This is a genomic window from Heliomicrobium modesticaldum Ice1 (assembly GCF_000019165.1).
Classification (GTDB): Bacteria; Bacillota; Desulfitobacteriia; order Heliobacteriales; family Heliobacteriaceae; genus Heliomicrobium; species Heliomicrobium modesticaldum.
This window is the reverse complement of record NC_010337.2, coordinates 2,297,823-2,311,828: the sequence shown is the minus strand read 5'-3', so window position 1 is coordinate 2,311,828 and position 14,006 is coordinate 2,297,823. Positions and strand designations below refer to the sequence as shown.

General features: G+C 57.8%; 12 protein-coding genes and 1 riboswitch. All 12 genes read right to left on the bottom strand.

Going from position 1 to position 14,006, the window contains the following annotated elements:
• Nucleotides 1–17: 17 nt before the first annotated feature.
• The 12 genes from HM1_RS10595 to HM1_RS10540 all read right to left on the bottom strand — a co-directional run bounded on the left by HM1_RS10595 (nucleotide 18) and on the right by HM1_RS10540 (nucleotide 13,992).
• Nucleotides 18–1,679, bottom strand: a complete 1,662-nt coding sequence (locus HM1_RS10595; protein WP_012283365.1) for a ribonuclease J — start codon at nucleotides 1,677–1,679, stop codon at nucleotides 18–20.
• Nucleotides 1,680–2,045: 366 nt separating this feature from the next.
• Nucleotides 2,046–2,948, bottom strand: a complete 903-nt coding sequence (gene dapA, locus HM1_RS10590; RefSeq protein WP_012283363.1) for a 4-hydroxy-tetrahydrodipicolinate synthase — start codon at nucleotides 2,946–2,948, stop codon at nucleotides 2,046–2,048.
• A gap of 100 nt (nucleotides 2,949–3,048) precedes the next feature.
• A complete protein-coding gene (gene dapG / locus HM1_RS10585) occupies nucleotides 3,049–4,263 on the bottom strand; it encodes an aspartate kinase (RefSeq protein ID WP_012283362.1) in 1,215 nt (404 codons plus the stop codon).
• 36 nt (nucleotides 4,264–4,299) lie between these two features.
• Nucleotides 4,300–5,310: an aspartate-semialdehyde dehydrogenase gene (locus HM1_RS10580; RefSeq protein WP_012283361.1), complete on the bottom strand. Its 1,011-nt coding sequence runs from the start codon at nucleotides 5,308–5,310 to the stop codon at nucleotides 4,300–4,302.
• Nucleotides 5,311–5,346: 36 nt separating this feature from the next.
• A complete protein-coding gene (locus HM1_RS10575) occupies nucleotides 5,347–5,937 on the bottom strand; it encodes a dipicolinate synthase subunit B (RefSeq protein WP_012283360.1) in 591 nt (196 codons plus the stop codon).
• A 21-nt stretch (nucleotides 5,938–5,958) separates the two neighbouring features.
• A complete protein-coding gene (gene dpsA / locus HM1_RS10570; protein ID WP_012283359.1) occupies nucleotides 5,959–6,852 on the bottom strand; it encodes a dipicolinate synthase subunit DpsA in 894 nt (297 codons plus the stop codon).
• Between the two features lie 172 nt (nucleotides 6,853–7,024).
• Entirely contained in the window at nucleotides 7,025–7,828 is an 804-nt protein-coding gene (dapB, locus tag HM1_RS10565) for a 4-hydroxy-tetrahydrodipicolinate reductase (protein ID WP_012283358.1), read from the bottom strand.
• 104 nt (nucleotides 7,829–7,932) lie between these two features.
• Nucleotides 7,933–8,116: riboswitch (Lysine riboswitch) on the bottom strand.
• 73 nt (nucleotides 8,117–8,189) lie between these two features.
• On the bottom strand, nucleotides 8,190–8,462 hold the full coding sequence (locus tag HM1_RS10560; protein WP_012283357.1) for a YlmC/YmxH family sporulation protein: 273 nt from the start codon (nucleotides 8,460–8,462) through the stop codon (nucleotides 8,190–8,192).
• A 112-nt stretch (nucleotides 8,463–8,574) separates the two neighbouring features.
• Complete coding sequence (locus HM1_RS10555) at nucleotides 8,575–9,840, bottom strand: M16 family metallopeptidase (protein ID WP_012283356.1); 1,266 nt, start codon at nucleotides 9,838–9,840, stop codon at nucleotides 8,575–8,577.
• A gap of 172 nt (nucleotides 9,841–10,012) precedes the next feature.
• Complete coding sequence (locus HM1_RS10550; RefSeq protein ID WP_049754118.1) at nucleotides 10,013–10,846, bottom strand: D-alanyl-D-alanine carboxypeptidase family protein; 834 nt, start codon at nucleotides 10,844–10,846, stop codon at nucleotides 10,013–10,015.
• A 64-nt stretch (nucleotides 10,847–10,910) separates the two neighbouring features.
• Nucleotides 10,911–11,645, bottom strand: coding sequence for a polysaccharide deacetylase family protein (locus tag HM1_RS10545; protein WP_012283354.1), 735 nt, complete (start codon nucleotides 11,643–11,645; stop codon nucleotides 10,911–10,913).
• A gap of 196 nt (nucleotides 11,646–11,841) precedes the next feature.
• Nucleotides 11,842–13,992 carry a polyribonucleotide nucleotidyltransferase gene (locus tag HM1_RS10540; protein ID WP_049754254.1) on the bottom strand — a complete coding sequence of 717 codons (2,151 nt, stop codon included), beginning with the start codon at nucleotides 13,990–13,992 and terminating at the stop codon, nucleotides 11,842–11,844.
• Nucleotides 13,993–14,006 lie beyond the last annotated feature (14 nt).

The following is a 14,006-nucleotide window of genomic DNA, read 5'->3' as shown; positions in this document are numbered from 1 at the left end:
CATTCGCCAAAGGGAGGTCACACTTCCATGATGATCGGCAGGATCATCGGGCGACGACGGGTTTTTTCATATAAAAACTTAGACAATACATCACGGACATTCGTCTTAATGGCCGCCCACTCGGTGACGCGGCGCTCGCCCGACTTTTCTAAGGCTTGGCGCACCTTGATCTTGGCCTCTTCCATCAATTCTTCCGCTTCGCGCACATAGACGAAGCCGCGAGAGACCATGTCCGGTCCGGCGACGACCTGTCCCGATTCCTTGCTGATGGTGATGACGACGATCAGAATGCCGTCTTGGGACAACTGGCGACGATCGCGAAGCACGATGTTGCCTACATCGCCCACGCCGAGGCCGTCAACGAGGACACGTCCGGCGGCCACCCGAGCGGCCAGGCTGCCTTTTTTTGGTGTCAGTTCAAGGACCTGACCGTTTTCCAGCACAAAGATGTTGTCCGCAGACAGGCCCACGTCGCCGGCCAATCTCGCATGGCGGATCAGCATGCGGTACTCGCCCTGAATGGGGATGAAGTACTTCGGCCGGATGAGGTTGATCATCATCTTCAGTTCTTCCTGACTGGCATGGCCGGAGATGTGGCCGCCGGACGCCTCATGGTAGACATCGGCGCCGAGCTTGCACAGTCCGTCGATGGTCCGGTGGACCGATTTTTCACTGCCCGCCACTGGACTGGCTGAGATGATCACCGTGTCGCCCGGTTGGTAGTTGCTCAAGCGCGCGTCAGTCCAAGGGCCTCTCAGCAAAGCGGACATGGGCTCACCCAGGTGTCCGGTTGTCAGTAGGACCAATTTGTCATGGGGGATAATGTTCCAGTTTTCTTCATCGCAAAGGGTGCCTGGCGGAATTTCCAGATAGCCGTTGGCGCGGGCCACCTGAACCACCTCTTGCATCGATTTGCCGACGACGACGACCTTGCGGCGGTAGCGGGCTGCCACCTGAAAGGTCTGCTGGATCCGATAGAGGGACGACGCAAAGGTGGTGACGATGATCCGGCCCTTGGACAAGCGAAAGACCTCTTCCAACTTACCGTAGGCGGCTTTTTCCGAAGGGGTAAACCCCGGTTTTTCCGCATTGGTAGAGTCGGAGAGCAGGGCAAGCACGCCTGACTCGCCCAGTTGGGCCAAGCGGAAGTAGTCGGTGGCCTCACTGTCGACTGGGGTCTGGTCAAACTTGAAGTCGCCCGTATGGACGATGACGCCGGCAGGGGTGTGGATCGCCACGGCGACCGCGTCAGGGATGCTGTGGCAGACACGAATGAATTCGACGCGAAAAGCACCGACACGAATGATTTCCCTCGGTTTGACCGTATGAAAGATGGCGGCCGTCTGCATGTTCTGTTCTTTTAGATAGGTTTCCGCCAAGGCCAGCGTGAGCCGAGTGCCGTAGACAGGCACTTTCAATTCCTTAAGCATATAGGGTAACGCACCGATGTGGTCCTCGTGGCCGTGGGTCAAGATGATGCCACGGATGGCATCGCGATTTTCAAGCAGGTAGGTGATGTCGGGGATGACCACGTCGATGCCGAGCATCTCGTCTTCGGGAAACATGATCCCGCAGTCGATGATCAACAGTTCCTGATTGACTTTGATGATGGTCATATTTTTGCCGATCTCGCCTAAACCGCCTAAGGGGATGATGGTTACTTTGTCCCCCGCGCCCATAGCATTCCTCCTCTTCTTCTCATCACAAATCCTCATTCCGATATATAACTCTTGACACAACAAAAAGGCCCTCCCTTATTTGGAAGGGTTTCGTTCGGATTTTTGAGCCGAGGCTTGCTTTTTTTATCCGGCCCCGCCGCCACCGCAAACCTCAAAAACCAAACCGTACAACCCATGCTTTATTATTATACAAGCATTGCTTCAGAGATACAAGTTTTCCCTGAAGACGCCTTTCCCGGTTCGGCACAAAGGCCAAAAAATAAGCCCTCCCAGAGGGAGGGCGAAAAACCAAAAAAAATCAGTTCAGATAGCCCAGGCAAACGTATCGACTATTGCCGACGAATCACCGAGAAATCTCAAAACAGCTTACGCCACAGTCTCTTGGCAGGAGGCGTCCAGTCCATAGGATTCAATCAGTTGCCGCATGGCCGCCACTTCCTGGTCATTGGCCTCCACCAGCGGCAGTCGTACACCGCCGACAGGACGACCGAGCAGGTTGAGGGCCGCCTTGACACAGATCGGGTTGGAGGTGATGAACAGGCCCTTGAAGAGCGGATAGAGTTCCCGGTGGATCCGGGCGGCTTCCGAGATGTTACCGTTGATGCAGGCGGCGATCATCTTTTGGATCTCTTTGCCCACGAGGTGACTGGCGACGCTGACAATGCCGTGACCGCCGACAGAGAGGATGGGCAGGGTCAGCGAATCATCGCCGGAATAGACCTTGAAGTCAGGCCGAGCCAGGCGGACCACCTCGGACACCTGATCCATGCTGCCGGCTGCTTCCTTGATGGCGACGATGTTGTCAAAGGCCATCAGCCGCGCCACTGTGGCCGGGATGATGTTCGAACCGGTCCGGCCGGGGATGTTGTAAAGCATGATCGGCAAAGGCACCGCCTTGGCGACAGCGGCAAAATGCTGGTAGTAGCCTTCTTGAGGCGGCTTGTTGTAGTAAGGGCCAACGAGCAGCAGACCGTCGACGCCGGCTTCCTTGGCCTTGCGGCTCAGTTCGATGGTCGCCTCCGTATCGTAGGAGCCGGTGCCGGCGATGACGCTGGCGCGATCGCCTACGGCGTCGACAACGGTGGAAAAGAGGCGGATCTTCTCGTCCTTCGTCAAGGTCGGCGACTCGCCAGTCGTGCCGGCTACCACGATACCGTCCGACCCCGTATTCACCAGATGATTGGCCAACTCCGCCGCCCGAACGTAGTCGACCTCCAGGCGGTCATTGAATGGTGTCACCATGGCTGTAATCAGTCTGCCAAATTCCATTCTATCGTTCTCTCCTTTTCTCCGGTTTAGGGTCGGCCGCGCCTCCAAAAAAGCAGTTTCTTTCAGATAGGCAAGAGCCGGTTCGAAAGGGCTGGCCTTTTTATGACAGGCAAAACTGCCGATGGAGGGCGTTCAAGGCCACTGTCAGATCCTTGATGGGGATGAGGCACCAGATGGTGGTGTAGGAATCAGCTGACTGGAGAATCGGCACCTTTTCCCGATTGAGAGCGACGACGATCTGAGCCATCACGCCGGGGACGCCGGTCATATTAATGCCGACGACGGCCACCTTAGCGCAACCCTGGCGGACTTCAGGGCAAAGACCCAGTTCTTCCAGCACCCGTGTCGCTTTGGCCGTGATCTCGTCAGGAACGGTGAAAATAACTGCTGCCGGGTGAACATTGATGAAATCGACGCTGATCCCCGCTTCTGCCAGGGCTTGAAAGACCGTCTGCCCCGTCAAGGCGGGATCGGGCCACTGGGACGTATTCACCTTGATCTGCGTGATCGGGGCCATATGGGCGATGCCTGTGATCAGGCGGTCGCAACAATACTCGTCGCCGGCGTGATGGGGAGCGCAGATGAGGGTTCCCTTGTCGTGAAATTCAGTGCTGCGGACGCGGACAGCCTGGTGATTCTTCATGGCGATCTCAACGGCACGAGGGTGAATGACTTTCGCCCCTTCCTGAGCCAGTTGGCAGACCTCCTGGTAGGAGACGCAGGAGAGGATGCGCGCGTCGCTCACCAGCCGGGGATCAGCCGTATAGACGCCTCTCACGTCCGTAAAGATGTCAACAACCTCGGCCCCCAGGGCCGCCCCGACGGCCACTGCTGTCGTATCGCTGCCCCCACGGCCGAGAGTGGCAATCTCACCATTCTCGCTTGCCCCTTGAAAGCCAGCGATGACAGCCACCCGGTCCTGTTCCAGTTCTCGGCGGATGCGTTCGACCTCGACCCGCTGGATGCGGGCGTCGCCGAATTGCTCCGTCGTGATGATGCCGGCCTGCCAACCGGTGAGACTGGTCGCCTCTATCCCTGCCCTCAACAGGCTGGCGGTCATGACGACCGATGAGATGATCTCTCCGCAGGCCATGAGCAGATCTTTTTCGCGGAGCGGAAGATTGAAGTCGAGCTCCTGCACCAACGAAAGCAGCGTGTCTGTGGCGTACGGTTCCGGCTTACGGCCCATGGCCGATACGACGGCAACCACCCGGCAGCCTTCCTCCAGTGCTTCTCGGATCCGCTGCACCGCATGATTTCGCTTCGTTTCATTGGCAACAGAGGTTCCCCCAAATTTTAGGACGGCAATCCTCAACGAGTCTCACTCCCGGTTGCCGCCGCTGGGAAAGGGTTAGATCCGCTTTCGTTGAATCAGTGTTTCAGCGATCTGAACGGCGTTGGTCGCCGCGCCTTTCCGGATCTGATCGGCCACCACCCAGAGGTTGAGGCCCTTGTCGATGGAAAGGTCCTCCCGGATCCGGCCCACAAAGACCTCATCCTTGTCGGAGGTGTAAAGAGGCATCGGGTACTGCTTGTTCTGCACATCGTCGATCACGATGACACCTGATGCGTTGGCGAGGACTTCCTTCGCTTCAGCGGCAGTGATTTTCCGCTTGAATTCAATGTTGATCGATTCAGAATGACTCCGGTAGACGGGAACCCGGACGGTGGTGGCGGTGATCCGCATATCCGCTTCGTGCATGATTTTCCGGGTTTCCTTGATCATCTTCCACTCTTCCTTGGTGTAATCCCCATCCTGAAAGACATCGATATGGGGGATCAGGTTAAAGGCGATGGGATGGGCAAAGACATTCGGTTTTACCGGTTCGCCGCGCAGGACCTGGCTGGTCTGTTCGGTCAGTTCGGTGATGCCTTCTTTGCCGGCACCTGACACGGCTTGATAGGTCGAGACGACGACCCGCTCGATACCGGCGGCGTCATGGAGCGGCTTTAAGGCGACAGCCATGATGATGGTGGAGCAGTTGGGGTTGGCGATGATCCCCTTGTGCCAGTCTACATCCTCCGGGTTCACCTCAGGAACGACGAGGGGAACCTCAGGATGCATACGGAAGGCCGAGGAATTGTCGATAACGACAGCACCGGCTTCGACAGCCGCCTGGGCGAATTCAGTCGAAGCCGACCCACCGGCAAAGAGAGCGATGTCAATGCCCGCAAAGGCCTTCTCGTCAGTGAGGCCGATGGTATACTCCTGACCTTGGTAGGAGATGACTTTCCCAGCCGATCGGGCGCTAGCCAAAAGCCGCAGCTCGCCGACAGGGAAGTTCCGTTCAGCCAACACCTTTAACAGTTCCTGGCCGACGGCGCCAGTCGCTCCGACAATGGCCACATTGTATTTTTTCATTTTTAGCTCCTCCTTGACTGGCGCCTGCGGCGGTATTTATGACGGGTTGGCGAGCAAGACCGGCTGTAGCTGCCGCTGTTGCAGCGCCGCCTCAATCGCCTCCGGAATCAATTCCATCCGGGCGACGAGCGAGTTGGCTTTCGTCATAGGGTTATCTTGGCCGAAAGGCACCATATACACGTTTTTCATATTCATCAGCACGCCGATGTTTTTTAGGTTGTTGCTGAGGCCGTCATTGGTCGATATGGCGAGCAGCACGGGACAAAGATTGCGCAACTGCGCCTTGGCCGCCATGAGCACGGCCGTATCGGTGATCCCATTGGCCAGTTTGGCCAGGGTGTTGCCGGTGCATGGCGCGATGACGATGATGTCCAGCAACTTTTGCGGTCCGATCGGCTCCGCTTCGACGATGGTGCCGAGCACCTTCTGCCCCGTGATGCGCTCCATCTCTTCCTTCCATTTGGATGATGGGCCAAAGCGGGTATCCGTCTGTGTCACTGATTCGGAAAAGATCGGTGTCACAACGGCCCCTTCAGCCACCAGCCGGGTTACAACGGGGAGCACATCGGCGATGGTGCAATGGGATCCGGTGATAGCAAAACCGATGCGAACTCCTTGCAATGACATCCTGCACACCTCCCAGGGGTGTTACCCGTCTCTGTGAGGGACATGCCGCGCGATCAGATCGGGATAGACACGGGCCAGTATCTCTCCGGCTGTCTTCGGCGCCACCTTCCCCGGCAAACCGGGGGCGAGCAGCGCTTGGATTCCCAAGCGGCGAGCCGCTTCGAAATCAGTCCCTCCCGGCGCGCTGGCCAGGTCGACGATCAGGGCTTCACGGTTCGTGGCTGCCAGTTCCCTTTCACCCAGCACAGGAGCCGGGACGGTGTTGAAGACGATATCTGTCTTCGCCAAAAGGTCGGCCAGCGCCGATAAAGGCTCGGCGGCAGCGCCCATCTCCCATGCTCTGGCTCGGTGTCCTCCATCGCGGGCAACGACGGTCACCCGTGAACCCATAGCCTGTAAAAGACGGGTCAGGGTAAGGCCCAACCGACCGAAGCCGAGAACCATGCTGCGACTGCCGTGGATCGTGATCGGCAGTTTCTCCATAGCGATCTGCAGGGCACCCTCTGCGGAGGGCACCGAGTTCAGGATCGCCACCTCGTCCAGTTCAGCCACTTCAATCAGAGGGAGGCCGCGGGACAGGGCCATCTGGCGCAGGATGGACCGGGCCACTCCAACGAAGAGGGGAACGCCGGGCGCCAGCAAGGCCATGTGGGCCGCCTCCAAGCGAAGAGGTTGATGATGGAGCGGCGCGTAGACGCGTCCTTCAAGGTCAACGCCCGGCATGGGCAGAAGGATTGCCGCTTTCCCCGCTACGGCCTTCGGGATGTCTTCCACGATCCGCACCCGTTCCGCTTCCTCCACAGGCAAACCGACCACATCGACCGTTGCGCCCCGTTCAGCCAAGCGGCGTACGAGGATCTGATCCCGCGCGTCCCCTCCTATCACCGCCAAAGGGATTCCTTGAAGGGTCGTCATGGGTATTCAAAACCTCCTCCACCATAAACAGTGAAACTCTTTTTAATATTATGAGGCAACCCGCTGAGAGGTGTGCAGAATGTGATTGTCAAAGAGCGTTGGGATGATCGAATCTTGGAAGGTTGTGCTCTCTTCGACTAGCGGATTGACTGACGCCGTCGAAACAGCCGGTCTAAAAGATAATTTTATCTAACCCGTAAATGAGCCCTTTATAGGCGCCGATCCGGTGGATAGCCTCTAAAACGCCGGGCATGAAAGATTCACGGCTGATCGAATCGTGGCGGATCGACAAGGTCTGACCCAGGGCGCCAAAAATGACCTCCTGGTGGGCCACCAGACCCGGCAGGCGGACGCTGTGGATCCGCATCCCATCGAATTCGCCGCCACGGGAACCGGTGATTTTTTCTTCCTCCTCCGGATGCCCTTGCCGGATCGCCCGCCGTTCTTCCCGAATCAACTCTGCCGTTTTAATGGCCGTTCCGGACGGCGCATCCAACTTCTGATCGTGGTGGTATTCGATGATCTCCACATTGGGGAAAAAGCGGGCCGCCTCGCGGGCGAAGCGCATCATCAGCAAAGCGCCGATAGCGAAATTGGGCGCGATCAGGCATCCTACCTCTTTGGCGGCGGCCCACTCGGCGATCTCCTCCATGTCTCTTGCCGAAAGGCCTGTCGTCCCGACGACAGGCGCCACGCCAGCCATCAGGGCAATGCGGACGTTTTCCATGACCGAAGCCGGACTGGTGAAGTCCACCATCACCTGTGGTTGTGTCTCCGTAATCGCCGCAGCCAGGTCGCCTTGTATCAAGACCCCGCAGGCTGGCAGACCGGCTAAGACGGCGGCATCCTCTCCGACACCGTTGTGATCGACAGCGGCGACCAGCTCCAAAGTGTTGTCTCCCAGGACCGCTTTGATTACCTCTCGGCCCACTTTCCCCCTGGCGCCGCTGACCAGGACTCTGATCCTCTCTGACATGGCCCATCCCCCATAAAAAGAAATACAAAAAGGGAACACCGCATGGAGTTCAGGCGGTGCCCCCAAAAAATAACATTCGGAAGCTGGATTCCACCGTCCCCGTACGATTGGATAGCGCTCCATCCGGTCGAATCACCAGATGGCAGTTCCGAACATCTTATGCCCGGACCCAGCCTGTGAGCAATACGGTTGCTCCAAGCTTCGGCGGTTGCCCCTTTCCCTCCGGTATCATCGTCCACCGTCGGACTCCTCCAGGTACTCTTGACAGACCGCGCCTCTACCTCTCCACTGGGAGGTATATTCAATTGATCAGGTTGATGGTATCACGGGACATCCCCAAACGTCAACAGTAAAAGAACAGTTAAAAGGAAAAACGTCGGGACGTTCGCCGATAGGTATCGTCCAGTTCCACGATGACCACCTCAGCGCCCACCTTGACGATTGCGTCCCAGGGGATGATCAGCGGTTCACGGTCAGACCAAAAACTGCCAAAGTTGCCTCGCGACGGCAGAATGATAGCGTCGATTTCGCCGCTCGACTCATCGATGATCAGATCTGAATCGCCGACAGCGCCGAGACGTTCACCTGTTGTCAGATTGACGATCTCCTTGCCTACCAACTCACTGAGACGCATCGACGCCCCCCTCCTTGTCCCCCTATCTACTATACGCGCCGGTTCCAGAAAATAGAATCAGAAAAGGGGGCGGGATAAGAGGAGTCGAGAAGGCATCAGCAGAACAGCGTTTTTACCAACCCGATTTTCGCAGCATCTCGGACAGTTCTACCGCCAGCGGCTTGGCGCCGACGACAGCAAGAGCGCATTGCTCTGGTGTCCAGAGATCGCGGGCCACCTTTGTCACATCGTCGAGGGTGACCGCATAGACCCGATCGATCACCTCTTCCGGAGAGACGAAGCGGTTGTAGCAGATCTCCGACTTGCCGAGGCGCGTCATCCGGGAGTTGACACTCTCCAAACCGAGGTAGAGGCTCCCTTTGATCTGCTCCTGGGTCCTTCTCAATTCTTCGGGACAGATCCCCTCTTCCCGGATGCGCGCCATTTCACGCAGGGAGATTTCCAAAACCTCTTCGGCGAAGTCAGGGCTTGTTCCGGCATAGAGGCCGAACATACCCGAGTCGGAAAAGGCCGAATGAAAGGAATACACGGAGTAGGCCAGGCCGCGGTTCTCCCGGATCTCCTGAAACAGCCGGGACGAGGTGCCGCCGCCGATGACGTTATTCAGGACGTGCATGGCGTAGATGTCGCGGTGCTCCTGGGGCAGGCCCTGGGTACCCAGGCAGATCTGGACCTGTTCCACATCCTTGTGCAGGAAAACGCTCTTATGCAGCAGATCGGGCCGGGATCGCCGGTAGGTTTGCTTGGACGCGTCCATAACGGAAAAATAAGCCTTTACCTTCTCCAGCGCCTTATCCGGGTCGATAGACCCGGCGATGGCGATGACAGTCCGGTCAGCTGAGTACTCCGACTGGAAGTGGCTGAGCAGGCCCTCCCGCTGCATCGCCTGAATCGATTCAACCGTTCCCAAGATGGAGCGCCCCAGAGGGCTGAACGGCCACATGGCATCTGCCAACAGGTCATGGACCAACTCGTCAGGAGAGTCCTCATACATCTTGATCTCTTCTAGGATCACACGGCGTTCCCGTTCGATGTCTTCCCATTCAAAGCGAGAATGAAAAAACATATCGGCTAGGACGTCGAGGGCCAGATCGAAATGATCGTCCAAGACTTTGGCGTGGTAGCAGGTGTATTCCTTCGATGTAAAAGCGTTCAGTTGACCGCCGACCGCTTCAAGCACTTCCGCCAGGTCCTTGGCTGTTCGCTTATCTGTACCCTTAAACAGCATGTGTTCGATAAAGTGAGATACGCCCGTCAAGGCGGGCTCTTCGTCTCTCGATCCGGTAGCCACCCAAATGCCCAAGGCCACGGAACGCACATGGGAGATCGGCTCCATCACAACCCTAACTCCGTTCGGCAACACTGTCTTGTGAACCATCTCTTTCCTCCTGAAGGCATCTAAGAAGCCCATTTACAGCGCCATCCCGCCCATAGAAGGGGACGGGAGCTTTCGCTCAAGTACCCCGAAGTGTATCAGCCCGACATCTCGCTGTCAACGGTTCAGCAGTCGCCTCCAAAGGGCGATGAAAAAGACCGGGAGCATTCCCGGTTCACCTCAACTGGTTAAAGCCGTATTCAAAGAGACGCAGGCTGTCGCCGAAACGATCGTCCGAATGCAGCACGACGGCGATCAACTGGCGGTTGTTCTTTGTAGCTGAGGCGACCAGGCAGGCGCCGGCCGCCCGTGTCGTACCCGTTTTTACACCGTCGGCAAAAGGATAGGACCAGAGCAGGGCGTTCGTGTTCTTGATCTCCTTCGGCCAACCTTGCCGGTTTTTCAACGTCGCACGGCGGCTTCTGACGGTAGCGGCAAACTCAGGACGCCGCATCGCTTCACGGGTCACCACAGCCAGATCATAGGCGCTCGACCAGTGGTGCTTGTGGGGCAATCCGTTGGTGTTAAAAAACTGGCTCGATCGTCCGCCTATGATGCGCGATTTGGCCGTCATCCACAGGGTAAAAAACTCCTCGCTGCCGGCGATGTGTTCGGCAATGGCCACGCAGGCGTCATTCCCAGACCGCACCAGCGCGCCAGTGAGCAGATCGCCCAGGGCGACCCGCTCACCGGGAAAGAGGTTAATGCTGGCCTCCCCGGTGCTCCCGGCCTTTTGGCTGATGATGACCTCGTCTTCCAGGTCTCCGAACTCAAATCCCAGCAAGGCCGTCACGATCTTGGTTGTCGAAGCCGGAGGCCGTGGCTGATGCGCCTGCCGCTCAAAGAGAATCCTTCCCGTCTCAGCATCCATGAGTACTGCGGCGTCGGCCGTCACCTGGGGACTGGCGCTGCATAGAGCCGGTCCGCCTAGGAGGAGGAACGGAGACAGGCACAAAAACAGCGCCAGCGTCTTTCCCGCGATTCGACTGGTTCCCCTTGTAAAGGCCAAATTATTTTCCTCCCCGGCATGCAACTGCCGGGTTTATTATTGCACCGCATCACGGTTTTTATGGTTATTGGGCTGGCGCCATCAATTCGGTCATAGTGACTGCCGTCCAACCTTTTTCCTTAATATACTCGAGCAGCGACGGCAACGCCTGGGCTGTCGACGGGGTTGGATGCATCAGCACAAGGGCGCCCGGCCCGATTCCCGCCGTGACGCGCTTCAACCAGTCCTGGGGCGATGGCTTGAGCCAGTCGGCCGAATCGACGGTCCACAAAATAAGCCTATAGCCCTCCTCCTTGGCAATTTTCACCAGCCGCTGGTCATGTTCTCCATAGGGAGGAGCGAACCACCTGGGCGCGTAGCCGGTCAATTTTTCCAGCGCGGCGTGGGTCCGCCGGATCTCTTGGCGGTTGGCGGCATCACCGATCTGTGCAGGATGGGGGTGAGAGTAGCCGTGATTGCCCACCTCATGGCCAGCCTCGTGGACTTTCCTCACATATTCGGGGAACTTGTCGGCGAATCGGCCCGTAAAGAAAAAAGTGGCCTTGGCCTGATGGCGGGAAAGGGAATCGAGCAGCGCCGGGATGAGTTCCTGGCCCCAGTCTACATTGATCGTCAATGCCACCTTGTTCACCAGCGGTCCTCGCCGCACAACACCCTCGACCTCGCCTCGACTCGTCGCCTCGGAAACGTCGCGATTCAGCATGATCACATATTGGGTCATGCCGGCCAGCAGCAGGCAGACCACAGTCAGGGTCAGGAGCACCCGCAAGAACGCCCATGAGATGAAGAGGGTGCGCATGATTCTCCCCCTTTCGCACGGCTCTGATCCCTAGAAATCTATGCCTGGGCCAGGCCGGCGAGAAGGCGAAAACGAGAAAAGCAAACTCGTTGCTGAGTTTGCCTGTTCGCGTCACTTCTCAACATCGTTGCATCGCACAATGGGTTGAGTGATTTCACCGCGGTAATGACCCTCTGCGGGAAGCAAAGGTTCAAGCTCAGAACCGTCTGCGCATCTCGTCAGGCCGGGCGCCGCCAGTCACGGCTGGTTTGTTGGCCTTGAGTACCTCTTTGCGGGAAAGGTTGATCCGTCCCTGCTTGTCGATCTCGACGACCTTGACAGTCACTTCGTCGCCGATCTTGACCACATCCTCCACCTTGGCCACCCGTTCTTCGGCCAGTTGGCTGATGTGGATGAGGCCTTCCTTGCCGGGCAGGACCTCGACAAAGGCGCCGAAGTTCATGATCCGCGTCACCTTGCCCGTGTAGACCTTGCCCACTTCCACGTCGGCAGTGATGCTCTCGATGATGCGGACGGCTTTGTTGGCAGCCTCTGTGTCGGTGGCGGCGATGAAGATGCGGCCATCGTCTTCGATGTCGATCTTGACGCCCGTCTCAGCGATGATCTTGTTGATCACCTTGCCGCCGGGTCCGATGACTTCGCGGATCTTGTCAGGGTCGATGGACATGGTGATGATCCGCGGCGCGTAGGGGGACATCTCAGCAGCCGGTTTGTCAATAACGGCAAGCATCTTGTCCAAGATGAAGAGGCGACCTTTCCGAGCCTGCTGCAGCGCCTGGGTGAGGATTTCCCGGTTAACGCCCTTGATCTTGATGTCCATCTGGAGCGCCGTCACACCGTCGGCAGTGCCGGCTACCTTGAAGTCCATATCGCCGAGATGGTCTTCCATGCCCTGGATGTCAGAGAGGATGGAGAAGTGCTCCCCTTCCTTGATCAGGCCCATGGCGATGCCGGCGACAGGTTTTTTGATCGGCACACCAGCGTTCATGAGAGATAGGGTGGAACCGCAGACGCTGGCCATCGACGTGGAACCATTTGATTCTACCGCCTCAGAGACGAGACGGATGGTATAGGGGAATTCGTCCTCTGACGGAATCACCGGCAGAAGCGCCCGCTCGGCCAGAGCGCCGTGGCCAATCTCCCGGCGGCCCGGTCCCCGCATGGGCCGCGTCTCGCCGACGCTGTAAGGCGGAAAGTTGTAGTGATGCATGTAGCGCTTCGATTCCTCCACCCCGAGACCGTCGAGGATCTGCAGGTCGGCGATAGTGCCGAGGGTGCAGACGTTGAGCACCTGGGTTTGACCACGGGTGAAGAGACCGCTGCCATGCGTACGGGGCAGGATACCGACCTCAACAGAAATGGGCCGGATTTCATCCATCTTCCGCCCGTCAGGCCGCTGCTTGTCGACGGTGATCAGCTTGCGGACAATCTCTTTTTCCATCGTATCGAGAACAGTGCGGATGTCCTTCTCCTCTTCAGGGAAGTGAGGAAGCAGCGCCTCCACCGTCTCCTTCATGACTGCCTGGATATCGGCTTCCCGGGACAGCTTGTCCGGGTTTTGGATGGCGTTGCGCAGCTTGTCACCCACGTATTCGCGTACAGCCTGTTCCAGTTCAGGGTTGATCTGCTTCAGCGGCACTTCCCGCTTCGGCTTGCCGGCGACAGCAACCATCTCTTCCTGGAAAGCGACGATGCGCTGGATCTCCTGATGGCCGAACATGATCGCCTCGATCATATCTTCTTCCGGCACCTCGTTGGCGCCGGCTTCCACCATCATCACGGCGTCCTTCGTCCCGGCCACGACCAGGTGCATATCGCTCTTTTCAGCCTGTTCCATCGTCGGGTTGATCAGCAGCTTTCCGTCGACCCGTCCGACGAGAACGCCGCCGATGGGACCTTCAAAGGGGATATCAGACAGGCTGAGGGCGCAAGAAGCACCGATCATGCCAACAATATCGGGGGGACAGTCCTGGTCCACAGACATGACAGTCGCCACAACCTGGACATCGTTGCGGAAGCCTTTAGGGAACAAAGGGCGGATCGGTCGATCGATCAACCGAGCTGACAAGATGGCCTTTTCAGTGGGACGACCTTCTCGCTTGATAAAACCGCCTGGTATTTTTCCTACAGCGTAGAGACGCTCCTCGTAATCGACGGTCAAGGGAAAAAAGTCGATGCCCGGACGAGGTTCCTTCGAGCCTGTTGCCGTCACCAGCACAACCGTATCGCCGTAACGGGCAAGCACAGAGCCGCCAGCCTGTTTGGCTACCCGTCCTGTTTCGATGGTCAAGGTGCGTCCGGCAATTTCCATGGAGAATACTTGCAAGGAAATATACCCTCCTCTCATAAACATTAAGATAT

What these genes read in the sequence shown, in the direction of transcription:
- HM1_RS10595 (WP_012283365.1), bottom strand. Translation starts at nt 1,679, where the DNA reads ATGGGCGCGGGGGACAAAGTAACCATCATCCCCTTAGGCGGTTTAGGC.
- dapA (WP_012283363.1), bottom strand. Translation starts at nt 2,948, where the DNA reads ATGGAATTTGGCAGACTGATTACAGCCATGGTGACACCATTCAATGAC.
- HM1_RS10580 (WP_012283361.1), bottom strand. Translation starts at nt 5,310, where the DNA reads ATGAAAAAATACAATGTGGCCATTGTCGGAGCGACTGGCGCCGTCGGC.
- HM1_RS10575 (WP_012283360.1), bottom strand. Translation starts at nt 5,937, where the DNA reads ATGTCATTGCAAGGAGTTCGCATCGGTTTTGCTATCACCGGATCCCAT.
- dpsA (WP_012283359.1), bottom strand. Translation starts at nt 6,852, where the DNA reads ATGACGACCCTTCAAGGAATCCCTTTGGCGGTGATAGGAGGGGACGCG.
- dapB (WP_012283358.1), bottom strand. Translation starts at nt 7,828, where the DNA reads ATGTCAGAGAGGATCAGAGTCCTGGTCAGCGGCGCCAGGGGGAAAGTG.
- HM1_RS10560 (WP_012283357.1), bottom strand. Translation starts at nt 8,462, where the DNA reads ATGCGTCTCAGTGAGTTGGTAGGCAAGGAGATCGTCAATCTGACAACA.
- HM1_RS10555 (WP_012283356.1), bottom strand. Translation starts at nt 9,840, where the DNA reads ATGGTTCACAAGACAGTGTTGCCGAACGGAGTTAGGGTTGTGATGGAG.
- HM1_RS10545 (WP_012283354.1), bottom strand. Translation starts at nt 11,645, where the DNA reads ATGCGCACCCTCTTCATCTCATGGGCGTTCTTGCGGGTGCTCCTGACC.
- HM1_RS10540 (WP_049754254.1), bottom strand. Translation starts at nt 13,992, where the DNA reads ATGAGAGGAGGGTATATTTCCTTGCAAGTATTCTCCATGGAAATTGCC.